Raw genomic sequence first — 26,588 nt, 5'->3', positions numbered from 1 at the left:
GGGCGAACCGCTTCAATCAGAGGCTCCCAGATCGCCCATGTCTCGTCCGTAAAAGTGCCTGTTCCGTCTCCTTCTTCCATCCCTATAATATGGGAAGTGTTTCAAGTGCTAACAGGCCCTAGAACCATTCATGATTGTGTTCTGACGAGTGAGGTTCTTCCTTTTCTCAATCCCGCTGGCGCGCCCGTCATTCATGTCAAGATTAACGGAAAGGATGTCGGGGCCTTTTTCTCGACTCTAACGACACTCAGCAGCGTGTGGAACGCCAAGGGTTTTAATTTCTTTCGCGACGATTTTATCAATACAACGTCTGTAACGGGCTACGGTACCAATTATACCACTACGATCCATAGTCTACAGATTGGCAATTCCGTTGTAAAAAACATGTCTGCCCTTTTGGTCGATGACCAGCCTCCGAAAACACCGGACGGGTTGCTGCTTATGCTGGATCTTGGCTGGGATATCTTGGGACAGTTTTATGTCCTGATAGACAGACATTCCCAGAAAATGGCTTTCTTTACTTATGATACTGCACAGGATTGTCCAGATATTGGGACACTCCTGCAGAATCCAGGCCCTTTTCTGCCTCTTAACGCAATAGATGACGAATCATCTCAAAAAAATCAGGTCAGTGTCCTTCTCGACGGTTACAAAGTCGATATGCAGGTCAATACAAGCGCCAACCGCTCGATCATTCAGCAGCGCATTGCAAGAAAGATGGGTATTTCCAGACGCATTCTGTCTCAGGATGACGAGATCCGTGTTGGAGCAGGAGAAGTACTACTCGGACACCGACATCATTTCAAAACTCTTCAACTTGGCACACACACGCTTCATGACATCACACTGGATGTCGTGCCCGACGCAGAGTTCAATATCCTGGGGATGGATATCCTCAAGCATTTCAATATTCTGATAAATTCCGAAGTGGGGAGACTCTGGTTAGAAGACTATACGCCCCCACCAGGGCAGGTGCAGGATAAAGCTCTTCCATGGTCCCCCACACATGATCGGCTTGGCCATACGCACGCAAGTGAGGAAAAACCACCGCGTTCGACACCTGCCAAAGACCAAGAGGCGGAGCCTGCTGCGCTCCACCCCTCTGAAAATCCGTAGTCAGGCGTCCGCCGAGCCACCATCCACATCGAACTTCACACCCTGCGCAAGCGGCAGGGTCCGCCCATAATTGATGGCGTTGGTCTGCCGACGCATATAGGCCTTCCACGCATCGGAACCGGACTCACGGCCGCCGCCGGTTTCCTTCTCGCCCCCGAAAGCCCCGCCGATTTCCGCGCCAGAGGGCCCCATATTGACGTTCGCAATACCACAGTCGGAACCCTGGGCCGACAGGAACTGCTCAACTTCGCGGATATCGGTCGCGAAGATCGAGGACGACAGCCCCTGCACCACATCGTTCTGAAGCGTGATGGCTTCATCGAGCGTGTCATATTTCATGACGTAAAGGATCGGCGCGAAGGTTTCTTCCAGAACCGGTCCCGTCTGTGATGGCATTTCGACCATGGCCGGGCGGACATAGAATGACGCCTCGCCGTTCACATCCACACGCGTTCCGCCGTGGACCGTACCGCCAGCATCAGCCGCAGCCTTCAGGCTGTCCTGCATCATCCTGAAGGAGGCCGCATCGATCAGCGGACCAACGAGCGCGTCCCCCTCGACCGGATTACCGACCGAAATCGTCTTATAGACAGTGACCAGATTCGGCACGAGCGTGTCGTAGACGCTGGAATGAACAAACAGGCGACGCAGCGTCGTGCAGCGCTGGCCAGCCGTTCCCATGGCACCGAAAGCAACAGCACGCAGCGTCAGATCCAGATCGGCGGAGGGTGTGACGATGGACGCATTGTTGCCGCCAAGTTCCAGAATGGAGCGCCCGAAACGACGCGCCACACGCTCACCAACATCGCGGCCCATCCGTGTCGAACCCGTTGCCGAGATGACGGGAACACGACGGTCTTCCACCATCAATTCGCCGATCTCGCGACCACCGACCAGAAGCGTGCTGAGCGCGGCCGGTGCGTCACTGCCGAAACGGGCAGCGGCTTTCAGAAACAGAGCCTGCGTGGCCAGCGCCGTCAGCGGGGTCTTTTCCGAAGGTTTCCAGATTACGCTGTCACCGCAGACCAACGCCAGCGCGGCATTCCAGGACCAGACGGCCACCGGGAAATTGAACGCCGAAATGATGCCCACCGGGCCGGCGGGATGCCACTGCTCCGTCAGGCGATGGTCCGGACGCTCGGACTGGATTGTCAGACCGTAAAGTTGGCGGGACAGACCAACCGCGAAGTCGCAGATGTCAATCATTTCCTGCACTTCGCCCAGACCTTCAGACGGCACCTTGCCCACTTCCAGCGTGACGAGACGTCCGAGCGCCTCCTTGTTCGCCCGGAGCTCTTCACCCAGCAGGCGCACAAGCTCGCCACGACGCGGCGCTGGCACCTTGCGCCAAGCTTTGAACGCATCAACCGAACGGGCAATCGCCGCCTTCGCCTGCTCCGCGCCGATTTCCACAACCTCGGCAATCACGTCTCCCGTAAGGGGTGACTTCACCGTCAAACTGCCGCCCGTGTAGAGATCGGCTGACACATCAAGGCTGTCGAGGAGTGCTTTTACTTCGGAACGGAGAGATGCCGTCATTGTTCTTCCTGTCTTGGGTATCATGCCGGACGCATAAGACGTCCGGATCTGTAAAAACTGTCCAGCGTGTCTCAGAAGCGATCCATTACAAGATGGGCGGCAGAAGCACCTACCTCGTACCAGGCTTCCTGAACATTCCGGAACCTGACCGGAACGGCTGCCGACATCGGAAGCGGCATGTCCTCAGAGGTATGCTTTCCGAGAATCAGCTCTGCTACGGCTCGGCCGAAAACCGTTCCGGGCCCGATCCCACGTCCGTTATATCCACAAACGGTTACGACACGTTCGTCAAGATGATGAAAGCGCGGAACATTATCGCTGGTCATTCCAATACTGCCCCACCAGCCGCTTTCAAATGCGACACCCTTAAGCTGCGGAAACAACCGCTCCATCGCCCGTCGGGACCATTCCTTATGAATGGCCTGCCCTCCACCTCTTAGCGCGCCTACACTTCCAATCACCAGTCGTCCGGCCTGATCCATCCGAACGGAAGTCAGGATCTCTTCCGTATCCCAGATGCCGTGGCTTTCCGGCAGAACAGTTGCACGAAGATCGGGCGGAAGAGGAACGGTCGCAATGTTGAAATATGGCAGATGAACCAGTTCGCTGCGTATGGAGCTCCACGGACTGACCGTATAGGCATTGGTCGCCACAATGACCCAGGGCGTCGTGACACTGCCGTTATCGGTCTGAACCTTCCAGTCCCCGCCCGGAAGACGACATGCCCCCATAACCCTACTGCCAGTATGGATACGGGCTCCGGCATTAAGGGCAGCTCCGGCAAGACCGCGGGCATAGGCAAGCGGCTGGATCGTACCGGCCCGCTGGTCCAGCAGACTGCCGTGATAGGCGCTGCTTCCGGTCAGGTGTTCCGTCTGAGCCGCATCCAGAAACATGACCGGTGCGCCGAATTTCTGCCACTGTCGCTCCCGTTCCCGGAGTTGGCGCGCGCCTTTTTCTCCAACCGCACAATGTAGAGTGCCCGGACGCAACGCTTCACAGGCGATATCATGTTTTCGGATCAGATCGAAAACGGCCGAAGGCGCCTGATCGAGGTATGTCAGGATCCGCTCACCATACACATCTCCCAACTGCTGGCGGACCTCGTCTGGCTGTAGCCAGAGCCCCGCGTTTACCAACCCGACATTGCGCCCAGAGCCGCCAAATCCGATCTCCTCAGCATCAAGAACGACACAGGATCGTCCCTCTTCCGCAAGTGTCAGAGCAGCAGAAAGGCCCGTATATCCAGCCCCGACAATCACGACATCCGCTACAATATCCCTGTCGAGCACGGTCGTCGGAGGAGCCGGAGGTGCAGAATGCTCCCAGAGGCCATGACTGCGTGGATCATTTTTCATTGGTATTGCCTCCAGCCCATCAGAAACCAAACAGTGAACAGACGCACAGGTCTCGGCAATCTTTCAGAATATCGAAACCTGTCGCAGCCCAGAAATCCTGATGCGAGACCGTTACGAAATTACCGTCATGACTTTTGCTCTGCCAAACGATAATGCTGCGTAAGGTCATGCAAAAACGGAATGACCCTGAGTCTTCAGACGCCTGGAAGGAGCAAGAGCCTATGACCATTGCCCGTCGTTTCCTTCCCTCGACGTCCCTGCTCTATTCCTTCGAAGCCTCGGCCCGCCATCAAAGCTTCACAGCTGCAGCCGACGAACTGAACCTCACGCAGAGTGCCGTAAGCCGGCATATCCGCGCCCTGGAAAGTCATCTGGGTGCAGAACTTTTTCTTCGGGAACGCCAGACCGTTCGTTTGACCCGCGCTGGCGAGAATTATGCCCGTGAGATCCGCGAAGCCCTGAAGCATATTTCTGCTGCAACCCTGGCCTTTCGCGCCAACCCGGCCGGCGGGACGATCAATCTGGGCGTCCTTCCTACTCTTGGCACGCGTTGGCTTACTCCCCGCCTCGTCAGGTTCATGACGGAACATCCTGACATCACGGTCCATCTGCATACCCGACTGCAGCCGTTCGATTTTTCGGGCGATCCTCTGGATGCCGCCATCCATTTCGGCCTTCCCGAGTGGCCCGGTGCAGAATTGTCCCTGTTAATGCCTGAGGATATCGTAGTGGTCTGTAGTCCAGGTTTTGCAGACAAAATGGAATTTTCTTCCTGCGAGGATCTTCTGACGGCGCCACTTCTGCATCTCGTAAGCCGCCCCAATGCGTGGGAACAGTGGTTCATCACGCAGAATGTCAAAGCGATCAGCCTTCATGGGCCGCTTTTTGACCAGTTCAGTTTCATTATTGTCGCAGCACTTCATGGCGCAGGATGCGCACTTATTCCGCGTTTCCTGATTCAGGAAGAACTGGCTGCAGGTACATTGATCGAACTCCTTGCTCCACCATTACGCAGTGAAGCAGCCTATTATTTTGTTCGACCGATGACCCATACAGCATCAGACAGTGTACAACTGTTCCGTAAATGGCTTGCTCAGGAAGCGGTTTACAACAATACGAAGCCGTCGTCACACTTCAGTAGGCGGACGTTGCATCTGTCCTGAAAGGCGTGAAAATACTTACGCCTCGATATCCTGAAGAACCTGAAAACCTTCGAAAACCGGAGGGCCAAGCGTCAGAACCGGTCCCTGCCCTGCACCGGCATGAGCAGCGCGGAATTCCTCCGATCGCGTCCAGCCGATAAAGGCATCGTAGGACGCCCAGACGGTGTGCGAGGCGTAGAGGACATAATCTTCCATTGCAGGCCCACGCAGAAACTGGAAGCTGACAAACCCGGGGACAGTTCTGAGAAGGACGTCGCGATCCAGCCATTTCTTACGAAAGGCTTCTTCGCTGTCCGGCCGGACCCTGAAGCGGTTCATGGCAATATACATCGGAAGATCCTCGCTTTTCGCCTCACCGGCTCCGTGCCCGGCGGTCAATATAACGGTCGGGCCACAGCCGGGTTTTCCTTGCGACCCTCTTCCGGTCTGGGACGCGGCCCTCAAACCGGTTAGGGTGGAAAGAAAGCAGGACCCTGCGGTGGCTTTTGCTGGACCGCATGTTCCGTGTCGAATACGGCGCAATCAGAACATTCATCTTGAAGTCAGGACCCATGCAGAATTTCGAATTCTACAATCCCACACGCATCATTTTCGGCGAGAACACGATCCCGAAACTGGTGGAGCAGATCCCGGCCGAAGCCCGCCTCCTGATCCTGTTTGGCGGATCGAGCGCGGAGCGTAACGGGACGCTCCCGGAGGTCCGCAAGGCACTGGAAGGCCGATATACGCGGGAATTCGGCGGAATTGAAGCCAATCCGACCTATGAGACCCTGATGAAGGCCGTGGACCTCATTCGGACAGACAAGCTGGATTTCCTGCTGGCCGTGGGCGGAGGCTCCGTGATCGACGGAACAAAATTCGTGGCCGCAGCCGTGGATTTCGAAGGCGATCCGTGGAGCATTCTCACGACGCATGGCGCGAACGTCAAAGCCGCGATGCCACTAGGCACCGTCCTGACGCTGCCGGCCACGGGTTCGGAAATGAACAGCTTCAGCGTCATCACGCGCCAGTCCACGCGCGAGAAGCTGGCCTTCGGCAGCCCGCATGTCTTCCCGCGCTTCTCGGTCTTGGACCCGACCCGCACCTATTCCCTGCCCGTCCGGCAGGTTGCGAATGGTGTCGTGGATTCCTTCGTCCACATCATGGAGCAGTATCTCACCTATCCGGCCGATGGTCTGGCGCAGGACCGCTTTGCCGAAGGTCTGCTTCTCAGCCTGATCGAGATCGGGCCAAAAGTCCTGAAAGAGCCTGAGAACTATACGCTGCGTGCCAATTTCATGTGGATCGCAACGCTGGCGCTCAACGGAATTATTGGTGTCGGCATGCCGGAAGACTGGTCCACGCACAGCATCGGCCATGAACTGACGGCACGGTATGATATCGACCACGCCCGGACGCTCGCGATCGTCCTGCCCTCCATGCTGCGCGCACGGAAAGATGCCAAGCGCGGAAAGCTGCTTCAGTACGCTTCCCGCGTCTGGAACCTGCATGAGGGCACGGAAGACGAGCGGATCGAAGCCGCTATCTTACGAACCGAAGAGTTTTTCGAAAGTCTGGACATTCCGACGCGGCTGTCAGCCTACGAGATTGGCAAGGACGCGATCGAGCCTCTGATCGGGCAGCTTGAGGCGCATGGCATGACGGCGCTGGGCGAACATGCTGACATCACGCCAGATATCAGCCGCCGTGTCCTGCAGATGAGCCTGTGAAAATCAGGGGCAGCTTACAGGCTGCCCTCCTTTTCTGCTCAGGACGCCGTGCCGACGACATCCTGCAGGTGCTGATGGTAGGCCGCGAGAGTGGCATCAACATTCGGTGCCTTCATCACGTCGGTAGCCAGGAAAGTCGGCACGGCAGACATGCCCAGAAACTCATGGGCCTTGTGGAACGGGAAATAGACCCCGTCCACGCCACGTCCTTCAAAGAACTGCTTCGGATCCGTGAAGGCCTCTTCCGGTGCATTCCAGGTGACGGACAGCATGTAGCGCTTGCCCTGTGCCAGACCGCCCGAGCCATATTTGCGTTCGGGACGGGACCGGCTGCGACCATCATTGGCGTAGAGCTTTCCGTGCCCGGCCGTCAGAACCTCGTCCATGTATTTCTTGACGGTCCAGGGCACACCCATCCACCAGCCGGGGCACTGGTAGATGACCAGATCGGCCCACATGAAGTTTTCGACTTCCTGCTCCACGTCATAGCCATCGTCAATTTTTGTTTGACGGATTTCATGGCCGCTCTTGGGCAGAATATCTACTGCCAGAGCCTGAAGCGTGTCGTTCAGCCGTCCGTGGGAATGGGCAAACGCCTTGCCACCATTCAGGAGAAGAATTCTTGTCATGAGTGCATGTCCATTCTGTCAGGCATCGGGGATGTGACTGTTTGAGAGTCATCATGAACCGATAAATGTCTCTTGATAATTGTTTCAGGCTCCACAAAACCTGTGAAGCAGTTTCACAGATCGGAAAGCTGATGGATAACCGTTTCGGCGAAATGAAAATCTTCCTCCGCGTCGTGGAGAGTGGAAGCTTTTCCGAAGCCGCCCGCCTGTCCATGACCACGCCATCCACGGTCAGCAAGCTGATCGGACGGGTAGAGAACCGTCTGGGCGTGCGCCTTGTGGAGCGATCAACACGGCGGCTGTCGGTCACGCCTGAAGGTCTGGCCTATTACGACCGGGCGCAGGCTTTAATTGCAGAGCTGGATGACATGGAAGGTTTCCTGTCCAAAAAGACCGTCCAACTCAAGGGGACGGTGCGGATCAACGCCTCCGTGGCATTCGGAACGCTGGCGCTGGAGCCATTGCTACCGGCGTTCTGGGCGGCATATCCGGATATTCTGCTGGATCTGTCACTGTCGGATGAAATGGCGGATCTGTATCTGGACCGGACGGATATCGCCTTCCGCGTTGGAAAACTTCAGGATTCCAGCCTCACCGCCCGGCATCTGGGGACCGTGCCGCGGCTTATCGTGGGGGCGCCGCACTATCTGGCGCAGTTCGGACGCCCGGAAACCGTGGACGATCTGGAGCATCATCGTTGTCTGGGATTCAATTTCCGTCGGGCAGCCCCAGTCTGGCCGTTACAGGAACGCGGCCGGATCGTGGATCGGATCGTGCGGGGCCCTCTGCTCGCCAATAATGGTGAGACCGTGCGGCGGGCAGCCCTTCGCGGCGCCGGACTGGCGCGGCTGGCGGAATATCATGTGCGCGAGGATCTGGCGGCAGGACGGCTGGTCGAGGTTCTGGCAGAAAGCGGAACGCGGGATGAAGAGGAAATCCATGCGCTCTATCAAGGTGGCAAACGCGTTCCGCAGCGTATCCGGGTGTTCCTGGATTTCGTGGTGCCGCGCCTTCAAGCTTATCTTTAGCCGCTTCGGGAAAATCTATGAACGCAATTCCCAGATCCTGTTTCAGGCATCTGGCAATGCTGGCCCGTTGCCTTCGCCCCTGAACCGGACGAGTTCACGGCGGATGACCTGAAAGACCGTATCCCGCAGCCAGCGGTGAACCCCGTCCGTATCCACACGGGGATGCCAGGCCTGAAAGGACGTGACAGGCGGCAGTTCAAACGGGAAATCGAAAGCCTCAAGCTGGATCTGGGAGAGTGGAAGGCGATCGATCACGATATCGGGCAGCGGCAGGATCATGTCCGTCTCGCGCATGGTCTCGATCATGGAATGGTAGGTCGGCACGACCATCGCGATGGGGCGGGTCAGGCCGTAGCGTTCCTTGAGAATAGTGTCGATTGGACCATAGGGACGACCTTTGCGGGAGACACTGATATGGTCGTAATCGACGAGCGTCTGGGGCGTGATGCCGCGCGCGAAAATGGGGTGCCCCTCGCGGACCATGGCGCGGAATGACGTCAGGAACAGGGTCTGGCGCATGATTTCAGGGCGCAGATCGTCTGTGGCACCCACATAGAGGTCGATCCGGCTGTTGCGTAAAGCCTCGCTGGCCGGCTCCTCCGTTTCGGGCGAAAACACGATGCTGCATTCCGGGCAATCCTGTTTCAGGGCCATCAGGATCGCATTCCCGAAAGCCCCCACGATCAGGTCATTGGCCCGGATCGTGAAACGGGGCGAGAGATGCTTCAGGTTTAGCGTTTCGCTGTCATTCACGAGCGCATCAGCGTCCCGCACGATGGTCTGGACGCGGTCGCGGATGCGGTTGGCAAAGCTCGTCGCCATCATACGGCGGCCCGACAGGACCAGGATCGGGTCTCCGAACACGGTTCGCAGCGTGGCGAGATGGCGGCTCATGGCGGCGTCGCTCACCTTCAGGCGGCGTGCAGCCTGTGAGACGCTCTCTTCCTCCACCAGAACCTGAAGATAGCGCAGAAGATCAAGATCGTAGCGTCTGTGGCTATCGGTCCGCTTCGCCATCGTACACTCCGTTTTCCGCGGGTCTCACGCGCATTTTCACGCCTTCGTGTAAAAATGGAAGGGATTTCTTCAACCCTTGCGAAAAGTGGAAACGTCACTTGCTGCAAACGTGGGTTTTCGGACCCATACACTCCGGATAGGGGCTGTCTGGTAACGGAAGAGATCCATGGAACCAGCAGCCTCGTCGCCATCTGCCGCACCACCCGCCCAGCCCTCCTATATTCCGCCTTTCGGCATGCGGACCATTGTCGGCTGTCTGGGGATGCTGCTGGCCGTGCATGTGGCCGGTTTCAACGAACACATCACGGAAATCGGCCTCGCTGATATCCGCGGTGCAATGCATATCGGGCATGACGAGGGGACGTGGTTCACCTCGATCTATGAGGCCTTCAACATTGCGGCCATGGCGTTCACGCCCTGGTTCTACATGACGTTCTCAATCTACCGGTTCTCGATCTTCATGACGGCCGTGCTCGCCATGCTGTCGATCCCCCTGCCCTTCATGCCGGACATGATCTCGCTGTGCTTCCTGCGCGCGGCGCAGGGGCTGAGTGCCGGATGTCTGCCGCCTGTCCTGATGACGGTCATGCTCAAATACCTGCCACCGCCCATCAAGGTGTTCGGCATCGGCGGCTATGCGATGAGCGCGACCTTCGGACCCAATCTGGGCGGACCGCTGGAAGCGATGTGGTTCGAGCATGTGGGCTGGCGCTGGCTGTACTGGGAGGTCATTCCCCTCAGCATCATCGCAATCGCCATGATGGCCTATGGCCTGCCCCGCGACCCGGTGCATCTCGAACGGTTCAGAAAGTTCAACTGGCGCGGCTTCTTCATTGGCGTGCCGTCCATCATCTGCGTGGTGACGGTGCTCTATCAGGGGGACCGGCTGGACTGGTTCCGCTCGCCCATCATTTCCCATCTGACGTTCTGGGGTGGTGCGCTGTTCGTGGGGTTCCTGTTCCATGAATGGCATCATCACAGCCCGTTTTTCAGGCTTCAGTACTGGAAAAACCGCAACATCACGATGTCACTCCTCACACTGGTTGCGGTGCTCATCATCTGCGGGCTAATGCTCGAAGTGCCGATGACGTATCTGGAAGCCGTGCGCGGATACCGGCCGATCCAGGCGGCCCCGGTTGCACTGACGGTGGCTCTGCCCCAACTCATCATGCTTCCGCTGACAGCCGCGCTCTGTAACTCCGCGCGGGTGGACTGTCGGTATGTGCTGGCCTTCGGCATGTCGTGCCTGGCGCTCTCGGCCTTCCTTGGAACCTGGCTGACGCCGGACTGGGTGCGGGACAATTTCTACGTCATGCAGGGGCTTCAGATCTTTGGCCAGCCTATGGTCGTGATCCCGGTGCTGATGCTGGCGACCATGTCCCTTGGCCCGGCGGACGGGCCGTTCATTTCTGGCATGGTGAACATGCTCAAAGGCATGGCCAATGCGTTTGCAACCGCCATTTTCGAAATCCTGCTGCGCCGCCGGGAACAGTATCATTCCACGATGCTGCTGGACCGGGCAGGCAACAATGCCACGTCGCTCTCGGGCATGGGCGATCCGATCCATGCGGCGATCAGCAACACCTCGCCTGACAGCGATCATGTGGCGCGCAATACGCTTCAGATTTTCCACACCTATCTGCACGAACAGTCGATCACGCTGGCGCTGGTGGACATCTACTTCGTCGTGATGTGCATCTGCATCTTCTATGTCGCGCTGACCGCCGTGCTGCCGAAACGGGTCTATCCGCCCGGCAAGGGCCCTGCGCCCGCCATTCCTGCCGCGGCCCGCGAACCGGATCCCGAACCGGCCCCTTCCTCCATTCCCGCCACCGCACACTGACGGACCTGCCTCGAACATGATTTACGGAAAACCCCTTCTCCTGGCCGGATGTGCGGTCATTGTCCTGACGGGTCTGGCCTGGACGGCTGACCGCTTCTTCGTGGGTGACGGCATCCGTCAGGAAACCAACGACGCCTATGTCACGGCCGATTTCACGACTGTGGCTCCGAAAGTTTCGGGACGTATTGACCGCGTACTGGCCGAGGACAACGAATACGTCCATGCCGGGGAAGAACTCGCCCATATCGAGGACGATGATTACCGCGCGGCTTTGGGGGCTGCCCGTGGTGATACCGCCGCAGCGCAGGGCGATGTGGACAATCTTCAGGCTTTGCTGGACCGTCAGGGCTCCATTGTCGATGCGGCGAAATATACCGTGCAGTCCGACGAGGCCGCACTGGTCTTTGCCCGGCAGAATGCGGCACGATATCGCAATCTCTCGGCCGGAGGGGCCAGCACGATTGAGCAGCAGCAGGGCGCGGAAGCCCGGCAGCTTGAAGCCGTCGCTGCTCTGGCCCGCGACAAGGCCGAAACCAGCACGGCTGAACAGCAGGTCGCCGTGCTGAAGGCGCAGCTCGAAAAAGCGCAGGGCGCGCTTCTGAAGGCCCAGAATGCGGAGCATCAGGCCGAACTGAACCTGTCCTACTGCACGATCCCCGCCCCCGTGAATGGCGTGGTCGGCGAGCGTGGCGTGCGCGTTGGTGCGTATGTCCATCCGGGCACGGGGCTGCTGGCGGTCGTACCGGTCCGCAAGGCGTATGTGCTGGCGAATTTTCAGGAAACGCAGCTGACGAAGGTCCAGACCGGCCAGAGCGCGACGATCTGGGTCGATACGTTTCCCGGTCATCCGCTCAAGGCGCATGTGGACAGTCTGGCCCCGGCGACGGGTGTGGCCTTCGCCGCCATTCAGCCGGACAATGCGACGGGTAACTTTACCAAAGTCGTCCAGCGCGTGCCGGTCAAGCTGACCTTCGATCCCGGCCAGCCTCTGGCAGAAAAAGTGCGCGTCGGCATGTCCGTCGAAGCGCGGATCGACACGTCCTCAACGCCTGAAGGCATTCATGCCCATGACGAGCGGTACCTCTGGAAATGAGACCTTCCATGCTCCAGCCTTCCCGCTGCCTTCTTCTGGCCCTGACCGCGCTGTCTGCCTGTACGGTCGGGCCGGACTATCATCGTCCCGATCCGCATGCGCCAGCCCACTGGCACCAGAGCCTCGCTCCTGCTGCGAGCCATCCGCAGGAAATCTCCACAATCGATGCGCAGTGGTGGCGGATCTATCGTGATCCAACGCTGACGGCGCTGGAAGAAGACGTGGCGCGCAACAACCTCGATCTGCGCGAAGCCGCCCTGCATTTCACGGAAAGTCAGGCTGAACGGAAGATCGCCAGTGCGGCCCAGATGCCGCATATGGAAGGTGCTGCGGCTTATGCCCGCGAGCGCGCCAGCACGAACGGTATCCTTGGTCTTCTGGGAACCATGCAGCAGGCCGGACCGGGCGAAGTCGCCAGCGGACAGCAGGGTTTTGGACCGGCTGCCGCAGACGGCGCAAAAGGCAACCCGTCGTTCAACCTGCCGCAATACGGGCTCAGCGCGTCTTGGGAAGTCGATTTCTGGGGGCATGTCCGGCGGCAGGTCGAAGCGGCGACGGCGGCCATGCATGAGACGGATGAACTGCGTCGCGATGTGCTGGTCTCGCTCATGGCCGAGACCGCGCAGGACTATCTGAACCTGCGCAACATCCAGACGCAGATCGGCATCACGCAGCAGAGCATCGCCATTGCACAGCATAGCGTGAAACTGACGGAACTGCGCTTTGCACAGGGTACGGCAACGAAGCTCGATGTCGCCTATTCCCGCGGACAGATGCATGGCTTTGAGGCACGCCTTCCGGTCCTGAAAAGTCAGGAAGTGCATCTTGTGAACGCGCTGAGCTTCCTCACGGCACGGGAACCCGGCGCGCTGAAAGACAGGCTTGGATCGTCCCAGACGATACCGCCCGTTCCCGATATTATTCCGGTTGGCTTGCCCTCCGAGCTGGCCGAACGGCGCCCGGATGTGCGGGCGGCCGAAGACCATCTCCATGCCGCAACAGCCAGTATCGGTGTGGCAGTTGCAGACTTTTTCCCGCGCGTGACGCTCTCGGGCAGTCTCGATATTCAGGCGTTGCAGTTCAGCGGCTTAGGCTCATGGGCTTCCCGTCAGTACGGGTTTGGCCCGACCATGACGCTACCGCTGTTCGAGGGTGGACGCCTGACCGGACAGCTTCATCTGCGCCGGGCCCAGCAAAAGGAAGCAGCGATTGCCTTACAGCGCACGCTTCTGAAAGCCTGGGAAGAGGTCGATGACTCCATGGCGGATCTGAGTGCCGCGCAGGAGCGTCGGAACCGGCTGGAAGAGACGGTTTCAGAAGACGCGACCGCCGTGCATATCGCGCAGCTTCAGTACAGTCAGGGTGCGGGAGACTTCCTCAACGTCCTGACGACGCAGAATGCCCTTCTGGCGAGCCGGAGCGCGCTGGCTGAATCCAGTGCCGGCGTATCTGTTTCCGTGGCCCATCTGTACCGGGCACTGGGTGGAGGATGGACGCAGAAATCCTGACATCCATCCACACGGCCACTGTTCTCAGCCGCCGTTCAGGGCGGTGTTGAGGACGGCGGCCAGACGCACGCCGGCCTGTTCCAGACGCAGTTCCATGATTGGCCAGGTCAGCGCGGTGTAGTCCTTGCCGATATCGGCACCCTTGTTGGCGGGAAGCGCGCCATAGGCCACGCTGCGAGCCAGGGAATGGCTCTCATCGGCCCAGTCAACGGTCGCATTGTAAACATCGCCGCCATCCAGATCCTGCACCCAGTATTTCGTCTCATCCGGCGTGATCAGGGTGCCCAGACGGTCGGCTTCCTTTTTCGCGCGGGAGGCGTCGATGCTGTAGAATGGGCCGACATGCAGATCCGCCTCATGGTCGATCACACCTTCGTCCCACAGAGAATGCAGGTTCATATGGCCGTTGGCGTTGTCGCCGAAATAGGTCAGGCGGATCGCGTTTCCGCCCATATCCTTGTTACGTTCGGCAGCATGCAGCGGTTGATGGATGTCACCAACAAGATGCACCACCCATTTCAGGGCTACGAGACGCTCCTGCGCGGGCGCATGCGTATCGGCGAGGATCCTGATCTCCTCGGGTAGCTTCTCGACGACACAAGCATGGTCGGGGCAGTCACGGGCCTGATCATAGGCGGGATGGGACACGTCAATATCAACGTAATGCCATTTCAGCGTCTCAGGCAGGCCACCCTTCTTCTTGGGTACATGGCCAATCGTATCCGGCCAGGACGCAACCTGATCGAGCGTCTGATGGTTCTCCAGCGCCAGCAGCGCAGTTGCGGCCTTCTGGGCCTGCGGGGTCAGCCGTTCCTGGGCGATGTCTGCAACGATTGCGTGACCATAAGGCCCCCAGGCGAATGCGCTGGATGAAAAGGCAATCGTGCTGGCCCCAATCAGGGACGCACATAGAAGACGAAGATGCATGGGAACCTGACTATCCATCTGTGAGGGTGACGTTTGAACCTGTTTCTCACCCTTTCGAGAGCCGGACAAGGCGTCGGGGTCTCGCAGCGGTCCTGCGAAACGAGTGATCTGTTTGTGTAACATAAAAGCGAGTGGACCAGCCCTAAGGAGGTTGCGGAGCAGGCTGTATTTCAGCGTCTGTCCCGAATTGTTGTGACGCCTTTTCGAAATCAGTGATATTTTTCCTGAAATCCAAATATTATTAAATTCACTTTTAAGTTTCGTATCAAATATTCCGCAAATACTTATGTTCGGAGAAAGCGTTCAACCCGCTTTTCCGGTTTCGAAACCGGATTTTTGAGCGAAATTACCTTGAAGACGGGAGGTATTTACCTTCCATGATCCATCCCAAGTGAAATCTTTAGAAAATAATAACTGAATATATCTAACTATTAAAAACAGTATGTCATAAAGTTTACCCACAGTTATATGCGCGGCTTATTGCGCTTATTGTTTTCGAAAAATACGATCCGCCAAAGAGAGGAAGAAAAAGCGATCAATTTCTTATTATCACTTAATTTTTACTTGGAGGCTTTCGGGATGTCATCCTGGGCACAGGTTTACGATCCAATTGGAAATATCTGGATTTCCGGCGCAATCGCTCTTATCCCAATCCTGTTTTTCTTTTTCGCCCTTCTGTATCTGCGCATGAAGGGTCATGTGGCCTGTACGATTACTGTTGGAATTACTTTCGTTCTGGCGGTCGCATTTTACGGAATGCCGTTCTTCATGGCCATATCGGCCTGCCTGTACGGGTTTGCCTATGGATTGTGGCCCATTTCGTGGATCATCATCGGGGCGGTCTTTCTCTACAAGGTGTCGGTCCGGACCGGTCAGTTCGACATCATCCGTCATTCGATTTCCACGGTTTCGGAAGACCAGCGCATCCAGCTTCTGCTGGTCGCCTTTGCGTTCGGGGCCTTTCTTGAGGGCGCTGCCGGTTTTGGTGCACCGGTGGCGATTACCACGGCCCTGCTCGTGGGCCTGGGCTTTCCGCCGATCTATGCAGCCGGACTGTGCCTGATCGCCAATGCTGCACCAGGTGCTTTCGGTGCCATGGGTATTCCCGTCATCGTGGGGGCACAGGTCATCGGCGCCGAACCTTATGCGGTCGGCCGACTGGTCGTGATGCAGCTTATCGTGATTGGCGTGGTCATCCCGTTCTGGCTGGTGGGTGTGGTGGACGGACTGCGGGGCATTCGTGAAACATGGCCCGTCATCCTGATGACGGGGGCGACGTTCGCCATTACACAAACCCTGACAGCCCTGCTGATCGGGCCTGAACTTCCCGACATTATCGCACCACTGCTGACGATGATTGCCATTCCGGTCTTTCTGCGGGTCTGGAAGCCGCGCCGGATTTTCCGCTTCGAGACCGGCGAGGCTCCCGCCAGTGCCGTCACTGAAAAGCCCTCCTATACAGCGTCGCAGATCCTGCGGGCCTGGTCTCCGTTCATAATCCTCACGGCTTTTGTAGCCGTCTGGAGCATCAAGCCTTTCAAGGCGCTTTTCGCTGCGGGTGGCCCACTGGACTGGACGGTACTCGTCGTCCGGTTCCCCGGACTGCACAACCTGGTGCTGAAAACAGCACCGATTGTTCCGAGTCCGACACCTTATGCAGCCATTTTCAAGCTTGATTTCATTTCATCCGTTGGAACAGCCATTCTGCTGGCGGGCATAGTCTCCGTCCTGTTCCTGAAAATGCGCCCTAAAGATGCCCTGACGACTTTTGGAGACACCCTGCGCGAACTGAAGACGCCGATCTACGCCATCGGCATGGTGCTGGCCTTTGCGTTTCTCGCGAATTACTCGGGCCTTTCCACAACGCTCGCCCTGGTGCTCGCCATGACCAAGGGGGCATTCACGTTCTTTGCGCCGCTGCTGGGCTGGCTCGGTGTGTTCCTGACAGGTTCAGACACCTCGTCCAACGCGCTGTTCGGCGGCCTTCAGGCAGCAACCGGACGCCAGATCGGCGTGAGTGGAGAGCTTCTGGTCGCAGCCAATACGGTTGGCGGTGCTGTTGGAAAGATGATCTCCCCGCAATCCATTGCCGTTGCCTCGGCAGCCGTGGGACTGGTCGGACAGGAAGGCGCGCTCCTTCAGTTCACCCTCAAATGCAGCATTGTTCTGGCCGTTCTGGTTGGCCTGATGACTACGGCGCTGGTCTTTATGGGGATCGGCACCTAGCCTTTTCCCTTTTTGAATGAGGTCAGCAGGGCGCGGACCATACCGCGCCCTGTTCTGTTTTTCAGGACCTGTAGAGTACCATATTCATCATTCAAGAATCGGGGTTGGGAGACTTTCGCATTCAATAGAGAGAGCTCCGGGAGGAAGCGTCTGACGACTCCAATATATTCACGACCATCAATGCGCATTTAATACTTCAAGTCTCTTTGATGACTACCAAAAACCGCAATAGGGTAACGGGCGTTACCGCCTGCTATCCTTTTTGCAGACACCCGTCGATCCGCTTCTTTCGCCGAGATATTTCCGGATAATTGGCCGTTCACGGTTGCATGATCACTCTGTCTCTGTAGGTTGAGGCCCATTGAAGGTGACATGGATCACGGTCGTGTCACCGGTCTCGAGTGTATGCAAAGAGTGATTTTCCATGACGAAAGAGCGTCACTGCCCTCTTGTTGACCTCCATGTCTCCTCTCCGAATGCCATGCGCCTGAACCGGCTGATGCGGATGTCCCGTCGCGATACGCTGATGACGGGCATGGCCGGCATGGGAGTTCTGGCGACAGGAACAGCAGTTTCCGCAGAGCCTGCAACCGGCGCAGATCCTGAACTTGAACGCTTCATGAAAGTCTCGGAGCGCCTGACGGATCGCCCGTCCCTGGACCCGCGCATCGGACAGGCCCTTTACGAGCGCATTCTTCAGTCCGGGCCCGAGCGGAAAGCCCAGCTGGGCAGACTGGCCGATCTTCTGGCTGGCGGCACTTACGAAGATGCCTCCGCATTCGCCAAGGCTGCCGAACAGTCCGATCCGGCATTCAAGGACGTCATCCATGACCTGATGTCCGGTTGGTATCGCGGGGTCGCGAACGGCAAGGTCGTGGTTTACCGCTCGGCGCTGATGTTCGACATCACCAAGGACGCCATCTACCCCAAGACCTATGCCGCAGGCGGTCCGTTCTACTGGACGACGCAGCCGCCTGAAGTCGACAGGCCGACCGGCGCACCTGCGCTGTCGCCATCGAAGTTCGACGTGGAACCTACCTGAGAGCGGGAACAGCATCTCCTATGTCTTCTGAGCAGAATCTCTCCGCCGATGTCGTGATCGTCGGATCCGGTGTCGCGGGCAGTTCCATTGCGAACGAACTGGCGCGCGCGGGCATTTCCGTCATCGTGCTGGAAGCCGGCCCGCGTGTGGACCGACAGCATTTCGTGGATAATTTCCGCAATCTGGAAAACAAGCCCTCCTATCAGGGGCCTTTCCCATCTACACCCTGGGCCGAACATCCGCCCAACCAGATCACGCCGAATAAGTACCTGCATACGAGCGGCCCGAACGCCGAAGCCTATCAGCAGGTCTATCTGCGGATGATGGGGGGCACGACCTGGCACTGGGCCGGGTGTGCCTGGCGTTATCTTCCGTCCGATTTCGAGCTCAAGACCCGCTATGGTCAGGGCCGTGACTGGGCGCTGAAATATGACGATCTCGAGCCGTTCTATTATCAGGCCGAAGTCATGATGGGCGTCTGTGGTCCGGACCCGAAAGTCGAGGATCTGGGGTCGCCCCGCAGGCAGCCCTACCCTATGGAAGCCCTGCCGATTTCCTATGCGGCGCAGCAGTTCCGCAAGCTCATCAGCGAAAAGACGCCCTACCGCGTCGTGCATGAGCCGCAGGCCCGGAACACCAAGCCCTATGACGGCCGTCCGACCTGCGAAGGGCACAATAACTGCATGCCGATCTGCCCGATCGGGGCGATGTATAACGGTGGATATTCCGTCTATCACGCCGAGGCAGCCGGAGCGAAGTTCGTCCCGAATGCGGTCGTCTACAAGATCGAGCGGGACAGCGCGAACAAGAAGGTGACGGCCGTTCACTATTACGATCCGGACAAGGGATCGCACCGTGTGACGGGCAAGTATTTCGTCATCGCCGCACACTGCATCGAGACGGCCAAGCTGCTGCTGGTTTCGGCAGATGAAAAGAGCCCCAACGGTATTGCCAACAGCTCGGGCCATGTCGGCCGGAACATGATGGACCATACCGGCGTGCAGGTGACGTTCATCAGCGGTGACAAGGCGCTATGGCCGGGACGCGGTCCACTTGAGACCAATGTGATCGACAATTTCCGTGATGGCGACTGGCGTGGTGATCGCGGCGCGTATCTCGTGCACATGGTCGATGACAACCAGGTTGATTTTGCAACGCAGCTTGCGATTTCAAAGGGTTATGTCGGCAAGGCCCTGGAAGAGCAGATCCGCTATCTGGCCTCCCACACAGTCCGCCTGTTCAGCCATAACGAGGCCCTGCCCGATCCGGACAACCGCCTGACGCTGAGCACGACGCACAAGGACGCGCTCGGCATTCCGCACCCGGATGTCTATTACAAGCTGCCGGAATACACAGTCCGCAGTTGCGAGCACACGCGCGGACTGTTCAAGAACCTCATCGGCCTGATGCATGGCACGGACGAGCAGTGGACGCCGGGTTACTTCCCGCAGGATCATCCCTCGGGCAGCACCATCATGGGCGTGGACCCGAAGGATTCCGTGGTGGACGGCCATTGCCGGACGCATGACCACGAGAACCTGTTCATCGCAAGTTCGTCCGTGTTCTCCACGGTCGGAACCGGGAACATCACCCTCACCGTCGCAGCCCTTGCGCTTCGTGTTGCCGATACGCTGAAAAAAGAACTGCTCCATGCCTGATTTCAAAACCGTTTTCTGGTCTTTCCTTGTTGGCGGAACGGTTCTGGGTGGACTGTCTGCTCATGCTGCGCGGGCGGCAGATGTGGATCAGGATGTCATGAACCGTGGCGCCTATCTCGCCACGGCTGCGGACTGTGTTGCCTGTCACACCAAACAGGGCGGCACGCCGTTCGCGGGTGGGCTGAAAATCGCAACCCCCATGGGCGACATCATTTCCACGAATATTACGCCTGACGCCGATCATGGCATCGGGAAATATTCGGAACATGATTTCGAACAGGCCCTGCGTCGCGGCAAACGCCGCGATGGCGAAAACCTGTATCCCGTGATGCCTTACGTGTCTTACGCCGGCATGACGGATCAGGACATTCACGCGCTGTATGTCTGGTTCATGCACGGGGTCAAACCGGTTGCGGAAACACCCCCCGCCACGCAGCTGAGCTTTCCCAGCAATATCCGCCTCACCCTGTCAGGCTGGAACATGCTGGCAGGGAGCGAGAAGCAGGAAACGGGCGATTCCGCCACTTATGACACGCTGCGGCGCGGCAAATACCTCGCGACCGCGCTAGAACACTGCGGAACTTGTCATACGCCCCGCAATGTGATGCTGATGGAGAAATCCGATCAGTATCTGGCGGGCAGCCCGCTTGCAGGCTGGTATGCGCCAAACATCACGCCGAGCAGGACCGGCGGCATTGGCGACTGGAGCGAAGATGACATCGTCCAGTATCTGCGCACCGGCCGGGTCAAGGGCAAAAGCCAGGCAGCCGGACCGATGGGCGAAGCTGTCGAACACAGCACGAGCCATCTGACCGATGCCGACCTGCATGCGCTTGCGGCCTTCATCCGCCAGGTCAAACCCATGGAGGATGACGCCGATCATCAGCCGCGTGACGGGTTCGGCAAGGCCAATGATATCCCCGATATCCGCTCGGGCGAGCTGACGCGGATCGACAACCTGTCGCACAAGAGCCCGGCAAACCTGTTCGATGCCAACTGCGCCGCCTGCCACGGGCAGAATGGTGCGGGAACAGTCGATCAGTACGCGCCGTCCCTTTATAAAAACTCCGCCGTTGGCGCCGGTCGTCCCGACAACCTGATCATGACGATCCTGATGGGCGTGAACCGCACGACCGCAGACGGTCATGCCAGCATGCCTGCCTTTGGCAGCACGGGAGACGTGCAGCGTCTGGATGACGAGGAAGTCGCAAGCCTCGTAAACTATGTCAGTAAGACGTTTGGCAACGGCTCCTATAACGTGACGGCCGATCAGGTCGCACAGGTGCGCAAGAACAATACGCCGCACTGATATTGGCGGCATACAGACAAAAAAGGGGAGACGGATCTGATCCGCCTCCCCTTTTTTGTGGGTCATTCCGAAGTTCAGCTTTCGCCGGAGCGGCGGTTCGTCAGCAGCAGAATGAAATACGGCACGAAGAAATAGAGCGCGATCATGACCATGAGCGGCCCCAGAAGCCATGCCATGTTTTCATGAAAAAGCGACTGGCTGAACAGATTGCCCAGCCCCATCATGCAGCTGACGCAGAAGAAACCGCCCAGATTTGCAAGAAATCCACGATCTCCATTGATCTGACGCAGCTGCTGGAAAAAGGGGCTGGATTGCTGCGGGACGGTCATGCGGACATACTTCCTGTTTGCCGGCAGGGAATGAAAAAACGCGCCATTCGCGCCTGTCCATGCTGCGGACTGCGTGACAGGATACTGCCAAGTCCCGCAGGATCAAAGCCTGAACTCTATAAACTGGGCCTCACAATACTCCGGTGATCTCTTTTTGCGAACATATGATCATTGAATTTGATATATCTGAGAACACTCAGGTGAGGAATGATGGGGCTCCAACGCCTAGGAGCCCCTCATGACCTTACAGGCCCCTCAGACCGAACGCCCGTCCTCTGCTCCCCTGCCCCGCAACTGCACGTTCGAGCCTGCCGACTGGGATCTGCTGTCCCGCTGCTGGCATCCGGTGGCGCTGGTCCGTGAACTGAGAGACAGTCCGCTTGGCGTCACGCTGCTGGACGCGCCACTCGTGATTTATCGCGCTGGTGAGCGGATCGTGATTGCGGATGATCTGTGCCCGCATCGGGGCGTGCCACTGAGCATGAGCAAGGGTAACGGCGAGACGATCGCCTGCGCCTATCACGGGTTCCGCTTCGGGGCGGAGGGACGTTGCGTCCGGGTCCCGGCACATCCTGACAATGCCATTCCCTCCAAGCTGAACCTGCAGACTTATCCGGCTGTCGAGCAATACGGGCTGATCTGGACGTGCCTGAACTCCGATGGCTCCCAGAACATTCCGCCGATGCCGCACTGGGATGAGCCAGACTATCAGCAGATCAACTGCCCCTGGATCGATATTGCGGGCTTTGCAGGTCGGCAGGTTGAGGGGTTCATCGACGTGGCGCATTTCGCTTTCGTCCATACGGAGACCTTCGCCGATCCCGACAATCCCGTCGTTCCCTCTTATATGCCTAAGATGACGAAAGACGGCTTTGAGGCAGAATACCGCAGCACAGCCAGCAATTTTCCCGTGGGTCACGAAGACTGGGAAAAGCCGGGCTTCGAATGGCTGCGGCATTTCCGCGTGCATGTGCCCTTCGTCGCAACACTGGAAATCCATTTCCCGGATAATGGGCGGCTGGTCATCATGAATGCCGCCTCCCCCGTCTCGGCACGAATGACGCGGATGTTCTCACCGATCTGTAAGAACTTCGACAAGCATATCCCGGTTCAGGCCGTCTATGATTTCAACCGCAAGGTTTTTGAAGAGGACCGTGCTCTGGTCGAGGCGCAGAAACCCGAGAACCTGCCGCTGGACCCCACGCTGGAAGCGCATGTGATGGCGGATCGGAGTTCGATCGCCTATCGCCGTGCCCTGCGCAGCATGGGTTTCAGCCAATTCTTCACGGCTTGAAAATGGGCGTCAGTTAGGCTCCAGCTCTTTCTCAGCCATATCAGACGGAACGGGCGCATTTTCTGCCAGAAGGCCGCGCTGCTTCAGGGCTTCCCAGAACTCAGGCGGGATTGGATGGCTGAACCAGCCAAGGTTCTGTTCAAGCTGATCGACTGTCCGGGTTCCGGCGCAGAAAGCCTTGATGGCCGGGTGTGCCACGACGAACTGCAAGGCTGCGGCCGGCAGGGGCACGTTGTATTCCCGGCAGACGGCTTCGATCCGTGAAACACGGTCAAGGATTTCGGCCGGTGCGGGCGTGTAGTTATATTTCGCACCGGGGACGGCGCCTGTCGCGAGAATGCCGGAATTGAAACCTCCGCCCACCAGAAGGCTGACGCCGCGTTCTTCGCAAAGCGGCAGAAAACTTTCGAGCGCATCCTGTTCAAGCAGTGTGTAGCGGCCTGCCAGCAGGAAGCAGTCGAAATCCCGCTGTTGCAGGGCTTCATGGCAGACCTGCCATTCATTGGCCCCGACACCGATGCCTTTGATTACGCCTTCAGAGCGCAGTTTTTCCAGCGCGCGCCAGCTTCCATTCATGGCCGCTCTGAAATGCTCGGGCTGTGCGTCCCCATGAGTGAAGCGATCAATATCGTGAATGAACACGAAATCGATCCGTTCCAGTGCCAGACGCTGAAGGGAGTCTTCAAATGCCCGCATCGTGCCGTCATAGCTGTAATCGAACGTCATCGTGTTGGCAGCGGCATTGTTCCAGGGCGCAAAATCAATGCTGGAGCGCGGCGCCGGATGAAGGACACGGCCGACTTTCGACGTAAGAGCGTAATCATCCCGGTTTTTCCAGCGCAGGGCGTGTCCGAGCCGAAGTTCCGCCAGTCCGTGGCCGTACATGGGCGCCGTATCAAACAGCCTGATCCCGCTGTCCCAGGCATGGCTGATCATGGTCTGGGCTGCCTCTTCCCCAACTTCATGAAGGAAATTTCCCAGCGGGGCGGTCCCGAACGCGAAGGCCGTAACGTCAACTCCGCTCCGCCCGAAGATGCGTTTTTCCGTTGGTTTCATGCCGTTCTTTCCTTTTCAGAGATGCCTGTGCCGGTCGCTTCAATGCCGGGCTACGTCTTTGTTCAAGTCGAAGCTTGACGCTCCGAAGGAAAAGCGGATTTGTTTACACGCAAACTTCATCTGTAGCGTGTATTTCAGGTTTTTCAGATATATTTATTTCCGTTTTACTATGCAGACCTTTTTTATAGCGTGAACGCCATAAAAAAAGCCGGCGCTCCTTTCAGAGCGCCGGCCGGTCAAAACATGTTTAACGCTCAAGCCGCACGGATCGACGTGACCTCTGCGGTGGGCTGGGCGGGCGGTGTCAGCGTGCGACGCACCGCGTCATGCCAGCCGTCGATCATGATGCGGCGCTGGGCCGGATCCATCTTCGGCGCAAAAACGCGCTCCTGTTTCCAGGTTGCTGCAACTTCATCCAAGCTCTTCCACAGGCCGACCTGCAGACCGGCAAGGAAGGCCGCACCAAGAGCCGTGGTCTCGATATTGACCGGACGCTCGACTTCAGCCTTCAGCATGGACGACAGAAACTGGGCGAACCAGTCATTGACGGCCATACCACCATCGATACGCAGGATGCTGGTGCGCATGGCGCCGTCCTCACGCATCGCGCGGATCAGGTCGTAGGTCTGGAATGCCACCGATTCCAGCATGGCACGGGCGATATGAGCCTGCGTGGAACCCAGCGTCAGACCACAGATCAGTCCACGGGCATCTGGATCCCAGTGCGGTGCACCAAGTCCGACAAAAGCCGGAACCATATAGACGCCATGACTGTCCGGGATGCGCGTCGCCATGTCATCGGTCTGGGAAGCATGCGTAATCAGCTTCAGTCCGTCACGCAGCCACTTGATGCCGGCACCGGCGACGAAGATGGAGCCTTCGAGCGCATAGAAGGTCTTGCCCCCGATGCGATAGGCGATCGTCGTCAGCAGACGGTTATGGGACATGATGGGCTTCTCACCGGTATTGAGCAGCATGAAGCAGCCCGTGCCGTAAGTCGCCTTTGCCATGCCTTCCTGGAAGCAGGCCTGCCCGATGACGGCAGCGTGCTGGTCACCCGCCATGCCACCAATGGCAATTTTCTCCCCGAACAGCTTGGCTTCCGTTTCGCCGAAATCGCTGCTGTTGTCGCAGACTTCCGGCAGGAGCGAACGCGGGACGTTGAAAAGCTGAAGAAGGTCCTCGTCCCATTCCTGCGTATGGATGTTGAACAGTGACGTCCGGCAGGCATTGGTGATGTCTGTTGCATGACGCTTGCCGCCCGTCAGACGCCACAGCAGGAAGCTGTCGATCGTACCCGCGGCAAGTTCGCCCGCTTCCGCACGACGGCGCGCATCGGGCACATGATCCAGCAGCCAGGCAATCTTGCTTGCGGAGAAATACGGATCGAGCAGAAGGCCGGTCTTTTCCCGGACCATGGCTTCCTTGCCCTGCTGACGGAGCAGGTTGCACTCATGGGCCGTCCGGCGGTCCTGCCAGACGAGCGCACGATGGATCGCACGGCCCGTCTCACGGTCCCAGATCACGATGGTTTCGCGCTGGTTGGTGATGCCGAGGGCCGCGATACGGTCCGGACCGCCGACCTCGTCGATCGCTTCACGTGCCGTAGCCAGCACATCGCGCCAGATGTCTTCCACATCATGCTCGACCCAGCCGAGTTCGGGGTAATGCTGGGGGAACTCGCGACGGGAAATCGACAGCGCCTGCGCATCTTTTCCAAAGACGATGCTGCGGGTCGAGGTCGTGCCCTGATCGATGGCGAGGATGCAGTCTTTGTTGCTCATTGTATATTCTCCGGCAGAAGGTCTTGAGAATTCGGAAGGTTTCGGACGGATTTCAGGAGACACGGTTGATGACGGGTTCGGCAGGATTGGAGACGACCAGAACCGGCTCGGCAGGGTTGATGCCTTCAGGTGTGACGGTAATGGTCTGCTCGACATAGCGGGGCATGAAGGGACGCAGACCGTACTGATAGATGGCCGCCCCGATCGGACCACCGACCAGCGGGGCTACGATCGGAACCCAGAAATAGTTGCCCGGTGCCGGCAGGGCGCTCTGTCCCCATCCTGCAAGGAAGCAGAACAGCCGCGGGCCGAAATCACGGGCCGGATTGATGGCCCAGGCATCCAGATAGCCACAGGATGCACCGATGATTGCGACCAGCAGACCGATGATCAGCGCGCTGGAGTTCGCCTGCGGGGCCTGCGTGTTGTACTGGCAGGTGATCGCGAAGATGCCGAACACCAGAACGGCCGTCAGAACCAGCTCATCCCAGAACGCATGCGAGACCGTGACGAAATCACCCGGATGGGTAAAGAACACGCCCGCTGCACCACCATCGACAGCGCGCGTCAGGTTATGCGCCACGTTGAAATGGTCGATCACCGGGACATAAAGCGAGTACACGAGTGCTGCGCCGACAAAACCGCCCAGAGCTTGAGCGCTAATGTAAGGAAGCACTTTTTTCCACGAAAAGCCGCGGAACATGGCCAGCGACAACGTGACAGCCGGGTTTGCATGGGTTCCGCTGATGGCGCCGGTCGCGTAGATCGCTACCGTCACGCCAAGGCCCCAGACGATACACACACCCCAGTAGGCCGTTTTATACGGACTGGGATCGTACAGAGAGTACATGGCCGCAACACCATCTCCGAAGAGAATGATGATTGCGACTGCGAAGAACTCCGAGAGGAGCTCACCAAGGTAACGCCTGTTTTCTGACATGACTGGTATCCGCCATGAAA

22 protein-coding genes are annotated in these 26,588 nt (G+C 58.2%); 12 read left to right on the top strand and 10 right to left on the bottom strand.

Translation table 11 applies throughout. The features are described from left to right. The coding region (locus HKD24_RS09905; protein WP_194260152.1) for a retropepsin-like aspartic protease at positions 1-1,116 on the top strand (1,116 nt) is incomplete at its 5' end. Here HKD24_RS09905 and amaB read toward each other — a convergent pair. Together amaB and HKD24_RS09895 are read right to left on the bottom strand one after the other, a co-directional pair. After that, entirely contained in the window at positions 1,117-2,655 is a 1,539-nt protein-coding gene (gene amaB / locus HKD24_RS09900) for an L-piperidine-6-carboxylate dehydrogenase (RefSeq protein WP_194260151.1), read from the bottom strand. A 71-nt stretch (positions 2,656-2,726) separates the two neighbouring features. Then, positions 2,727-4,013, bottom strand: a complete 1,287-nt coding sequence (locus HKD24_RS09895) for an NAD(P)/FAD-dependent oxidoreductase (RefSeq protein WP_194260150.1) — start codon at positions 4,011-4,013, stop codon at positions 2,727-2,729. 221 nt (positions 4,014-4,234) lie between these two features. Here HKD24_RS09895 and HKD24_RS09890 point away from each other — a divergent pair, with 221 nt between their 5' ends. Next, on the top strand, positions 4,235-5,176 hold the full coding sequence (locus HKD24_RS09890) for a LysR substrate-binding domain-containing protein (protein ID WP_194260149.1): 942 nt from the start codon (positions 4,235-4,237) through the stop codon (positions 5,174-5,176). A 15-nt stretch (positions 5,177-5,191) separates the two neighbouring features. Here the strand turns inward: HKD24_RS09890 and HKD24_RS09885 are convergent, their stop codons facing one another. Beyond that, positions 5,192-5,506 carry an antibiotic biosynthesis monooxygenase family protein gene (locus HKD24_RS09885; RefSeq protein WP_062509089.1) on the bottom strand — a complete coding sequence of 105 codons (315 nt, stop codon included), beginning with the start codon at positions 5,504-5,506 and terminating at the stop codon, positions 5,192-5,194. Positions 5,507-5,727: 221 nt separating this feature from the next. On the opposite strand from HKD24_RS09885, the gene HKD24_RS09880 reads away from it, so the two are divergent. Then, complete coding sequence (locus HKD24_RS09880) at positions 5,728-6,885, top strand: iron-containing alcohol dehydrogenase (RefSeq protein ID WP_194260148.1); 1,158 nt, start codon at positions 5,728-5,730, stop codon at positions 6,883-6,885. A gap of 38 nt (positions 6,886-6,923) precedes the next feature. Here HKD24_RS09880 and HKD24_RS09875 read toward each other — a convergent pair whose 3' ends face one another. Further along, positions 6,924-7,514 (bottom strand): NAD(P)H-dependent oxidoreductase, encoded by a 591-nt coding sequence (locus HKD24_RS09875; RefSeq protein WP_194260147.1) that lies wholly within the window; start codon positions 7,512-7,514, stop codon positions 6,924-6,926. 131 nt (positions 7,515-7,645) lie between these two features. On the opposite strand from HKD24_RS09875, the gene HKD24_RS09870 reads away from it, so the two are divergent. Then, positions 7,646-8,542 carry a LysR family transcriptional regulator gene (locus HKD24_RS09870; protein WP_194260146.1) on the top strand — a complete coding sequence of 299 codons (897 nt, stop codon included), beginning with the start codon at positions 7,646-7,648 and terminating at the stop codon, positions 8,540-8,542. 42 nt (positions 8,543-8,584) lie between these two features. Here the strand turns inward: HKD24_RS09870 and HKD24_RS09865 are convergent, their stop codons facing one another. Further along, positions 8,585-9,559: a LysR family transcriptional regulator gene (locus HKD24_RS09865; RefSeq protein WP_194260145.1), complete on the bottom strand. Its 975-nt coding sequence runs from the start codon at positions 9,557-9,559 to the stop codon at positions 8,585-8,587. A gap of 166 nt (positions 9,560-9,725) precedes the next feature. On the opposite strand from HKD24_RS09865, the gene HKD24_RS09860 reads away from it, so the two are divergent. The 3 genes from HKD24_RS09860 to HKD24_RS09850 are packed head-to-tail and all read left to right on the top strand — an operon-like array spanning position 9,726 to position 14,003. Next, positions 9,726-11,402 (top strand): MFS transporter, encoded by a 1,677-nt coding sequence (locus HKD24_RS09860; protein WP_194260144.1) that lies wholly within the window; start codon positions 9,726-9,728, stop codon positions 11,400-11,402. A 16-nt stretch (positions 11,403-11,418) separates the two neighbouring features. Then, the gene (locus tag HKD24_RS09855) at positions 11,419-12,495 is read left to right on the top strand and encodes an HlyD family secretion protein (protein ID WP_194260143.1); all 1,077 of its coding nucleotides are present in this window, start codon (positions 11,419-11,421) and stop codon (positions 12,493-12,495) included. An 8-nt stretch (positions 12,496-12,503) separates the two neighbouring features. Next, complete coding sequence (locus HKD24_RS09850; protein WP_228124302.1) at positions 12,504-14,003, top strand: efflux transporter outer membrane subunit; 1,500 nt, start codon at positions 12,504-12,506, stop codon at positions 14,001-14,003. Positions 14,004-14,027: 24 nt separating this feature from the next. Here HKD24_RS09850 and HKD24_RS09845 read toward each other — a convergent pair whose 3' ends face one another. Beyond that, positions 14,028-14,930, bottom strand: a complete 903-nt coding sequence (locus tag HKD24_RS09845) for a S1/P1 nuclease (protein WP_194260141.1) — start codon at positions 14,928-14,930, stop codon at positions 14,028-14,030. A gap of 579 nt (positions 14,931-15,509) precedes the next feature. On the opposite strand from HKD24_RS09845, the gene HKD24_RS09840 reads away from it, so the two are divergent. The 4 genes from HKD24_RS09840 (at position 15,510) to HKD24_RS09825 (ending at position 21,165) form a co-directional block, all read left to right on the top strand. Further along, positions 15,510-17,156 carry a lactate permease LctP family transporter gene (locus tag HKD24_RS09840; RefSeq protein ID WP_194260140.1) on the top strand — a complete coding sequence of 549 codons (1,647 nt, stop codon included), beginning with the start codon at positions 15,510-15,512 and terminating at the stop codon, positions 17,154-17,156. 424 nt (positions 17,157-17,580) lie between these two features. Further along, a complete protein-coding gene (locus HKD24_RS09835) occupies positions 17,581-18,198 on the top strand; it encodes a sorbitol dehydrogenase family protein (protein WP_194260139.1) in 618 nt (205 codons plus the stop codon). Between the two features lie 20 nt (positions 18,199-18,218). After that, entirely contained in the window at positions 18,219-19,856 is a 1,638-nt protein-coding gene (locus HKD24_RS09830; protein WP_062509116.1) for a GMC family oxidoreductase, read from the top strand. Continuing rightward, positions 19,849-21,165 (top strand): c-type cytochrome, encoded by a 1,317-nt coding sequence (locus HKD24_RS09825; RefSeq protein WP_194260138.1) that lies wholly within the window; start codon positions 19,849-19,851, stop codon positions 21,163-21,165. The genes HKD24_RS09830 and HKD24_RS09825 overlap by 8 nt, the downstream gene beginning before the upstream one ends. Before the next feature lie 74 nt (positions 21,166-21,239). Here the strand turns inward: HKD24_RS09825 and HKD24_RS09820 are convergent, their stop codons facing one another. After that, positions 21,240-21,494, bottom strand: a complete 255-nt coding sequence (locus HKD24_RS09820; protein ID WP_062509120.1) for a hypothetical protein — start codon at positions 21,492-21,494, stop codon at positions 21,240-21,242. Between the two features lie 238 nt (positions 21,495-21,732). Between HKD24_RS09820 and HKD24_RS09815 the strand changes: the two genes are divergently transcribed. Next, complete coding sequence (locus HKD24_RS09815; RefSeq protein ID WP_194260137.1) at positions 21,733-22,788, top strand: Rieske 2Fe-2S domain-containing protein; 1,056 nt, start codon at positions 21,733-21,735, stop codon at positions 22,786-22,788. A gap of 9 nt (positions 22,789-22,797) precedes the next feature. On the opposite strand, the gene HKD24_RS09810 is transcribed toward HKD24_RS09815, so the two are convergent. The 3 genes from HKD24_RS09810 to HKD24_RS09800 form a co-directional block, all read right to left on the bottom strand. After that, positions 22,798-23,844 carry an aldo/keto reductase gene (locus HKD24_RS09810; RefSeq protein ID WP_194260136.1) on the bottom strand — a complete coding sequence of 349 codons (1,047 nt, stop codon included), beginning with the start codon at positions 23,842-23,844 and terminating at the stop codon, positions 22,798-22,800. A 254-nt stretch (positions 23,845-24,098) separates the two neighbouring features. After that, positions 24,099-25,628 carry a glycerol kinase GlpK gene (gene glpK, locus HKD24_RS09805; protein WP_194260135.1) on the bottom strand — a complete coding sequence of 510 codons (1,530 nt, stop codon included), beginning with the start codon at positions 25,626-25,628 and terminating at the stop codon, positions 24,099-24,101. Between the two features lie 52 nt (positions 25,629-25,680). Beyond that, the gene (locus HKD24_RS09800; RefSeq protein ID WP_194260134.1) at positions 25,681-26,568 is read right to left on the bottom strand and encodes an MIP/aquaporin family protein; all 888 of its coding nucleotides are present in this window, start codon (positions 26,566-26,568) and stop codon (positions 25,681-25,683) included. Positions 26,569-26,588: the final 20 nt, after the last annotated feature.

Origin of the sequence: Gluconobacter vitians (genome assembly GCF_015244565.1) — a bacterium.
Lineage (GTDB): Bacteria > Pseudomonadota > Alphaproteobacteria > Acetobacterales > Acetobacteraceae > Gluconobacter > Gluconobacter vitians.
The sequence above is the reverse complement of the archived record's forward strand: the minus strand, read 5'-3'. Positions and strand labels throughout refer to the sequence as shown.

Coding starts and splice junctions, on each gene's coding strand:
- amaB (WP_194260151.1), bottom strand. CDS start 2,655: ATGACGGCATCTCTCCGTTCCGAAGTAAAAGCACTCCTCGACAGCCTT.
- HKD24_RS09895 (WP_194260150.1), bottom strand. CDS start 4,013: ATGAAAAATGATCCACGCAGTCATGGCCTCTGGGAGCATTCTGCACCT.
- HKD24_RS09890 (WP_194260149.1), top strand. CDS start 4,235: ATGACCATTGCCCGTCGTTTCCTTCCCTCGACGTCCCTGCTCTATTCC.
- HKD24_RS09885 (WP_062509089.1), bottom strand. CDS start 5,506: ATGTATATTGCCATGAACCGCTTCAGGGTCCGGCCGGACAGCGAAGAA.
- HKD24_RS09880 (WP_194260148.1), top strand. CDS start 5,728: ATGCAGAATTTCGAATTCTACAATCCCACACGCATCATTTTCGGCGAG.
- HKD24_RS09875 (WP_194260147.1), bottom strand. CDS start 7,514: ATGACAAGAATTCTTCTCCTGAATGGTGGCAAGGCGTTTGCCCATTCC.
- HKD24_RS09870 (WP_194260146.1), top strand. CDS start 7,646: ATGGATAACCGTTTCGGCGAAATGAAAATCTTCCTCCGCGTCGTGGAG.
- HKD24_RS09865 (WP_194260145.1), bottom strand. CDS start 9,559: ATGGCGAAGCGGACCGATAGCCACAGACGCTACGATCTTGATCTTCTG.
- HKD24_RS09860 (WP_194260144.1), top strand. CDS start 9,726: ATGGAACCAGCAGCCTCGTCGCCATCTGCCGCACCACCCGCCCAGCCC.
- HKD24_RS09855 (WP_194260143.1), top strand. CDS start 11,419: ATGATTTACGGAAAACCCCTTCTCCTGGCCGGATGTGCGGTCATTGTC.
- HKD24_RS09850 (WP_228124302.1), top strand. CDS start 12,504: ATGCTCCAGCCTTCCCGCTGCCTTCTTCTGGCCCTGACCGCGCTGTCT.
- HKD24_RS09845 (WP_194260141.1), bottom strand. CDS start 14,930: ATGCATCTTCGTCTTCTATGTGCGTCCCTGATTGGGGCCAGCACGATT.
- HKD24_RS09840 (WP_194260140.1), top strand. CDS start 15,510: ATGTCATCCTGGGCACAGGTTTACGATCCAATTGGAAATATCTGGATT.
- HKD24_RS09835 (WP_194260139.1), top strand. CDS start 17,581: ATGACGAAAGAGCGTCACTGCCCTCTTGTTGACCTCCATGTCTCCTCT.
- HKD24_RS09830 (WP_062509116.1), top strand. CDS start 18,219: ATGTCTTCTGAGCAGAATCTCTCCGCCGATGTCGTGATCGTCGGATCC.
- HKD24_RS09825 (WP_194260138.1), top strand. CDS start 19,849: ATGCCTGATTTCAAAACCGTTTTCTGGTCTTTCCTTGTTGGCGGAACG.
- HKD24_RS09820 (WP_062509120.1), bottom strand. CDS start 21,494: ATGACCGTCCCGCAGCAATCCAGCCCCTTTTTCCAGCAGCTGCGTCAG.
- HKD24_RS09815 (WP_194260137.1), top strand. CDS start 21,733: ATGACCTTACAGGCCCCTCAGACCGAACGCCCGTCCTCTGCTCCCCTG.
- HKD24_RS09810 (WP_194260136.1), bottom strand. CDS start 23,844: ATGAAACCAACGGAAAAACGCATCTTCGGGCGGAGCGGAGTTGACGTT.
- glpK (WP_194260135.1), bottom strand. CDS start 25,628: ATGAGCAACAAAGACTGCATCCTCGCCATCGATCAGGGCACGACCTCG.
- HKD24_RS09800 (WP_194260134.1), bottom strand. CDS start 26,568: ATGTCAGAAAACAGGCGTTACCTTGGTGAGCTCCTCTCGGAGTTCTTC.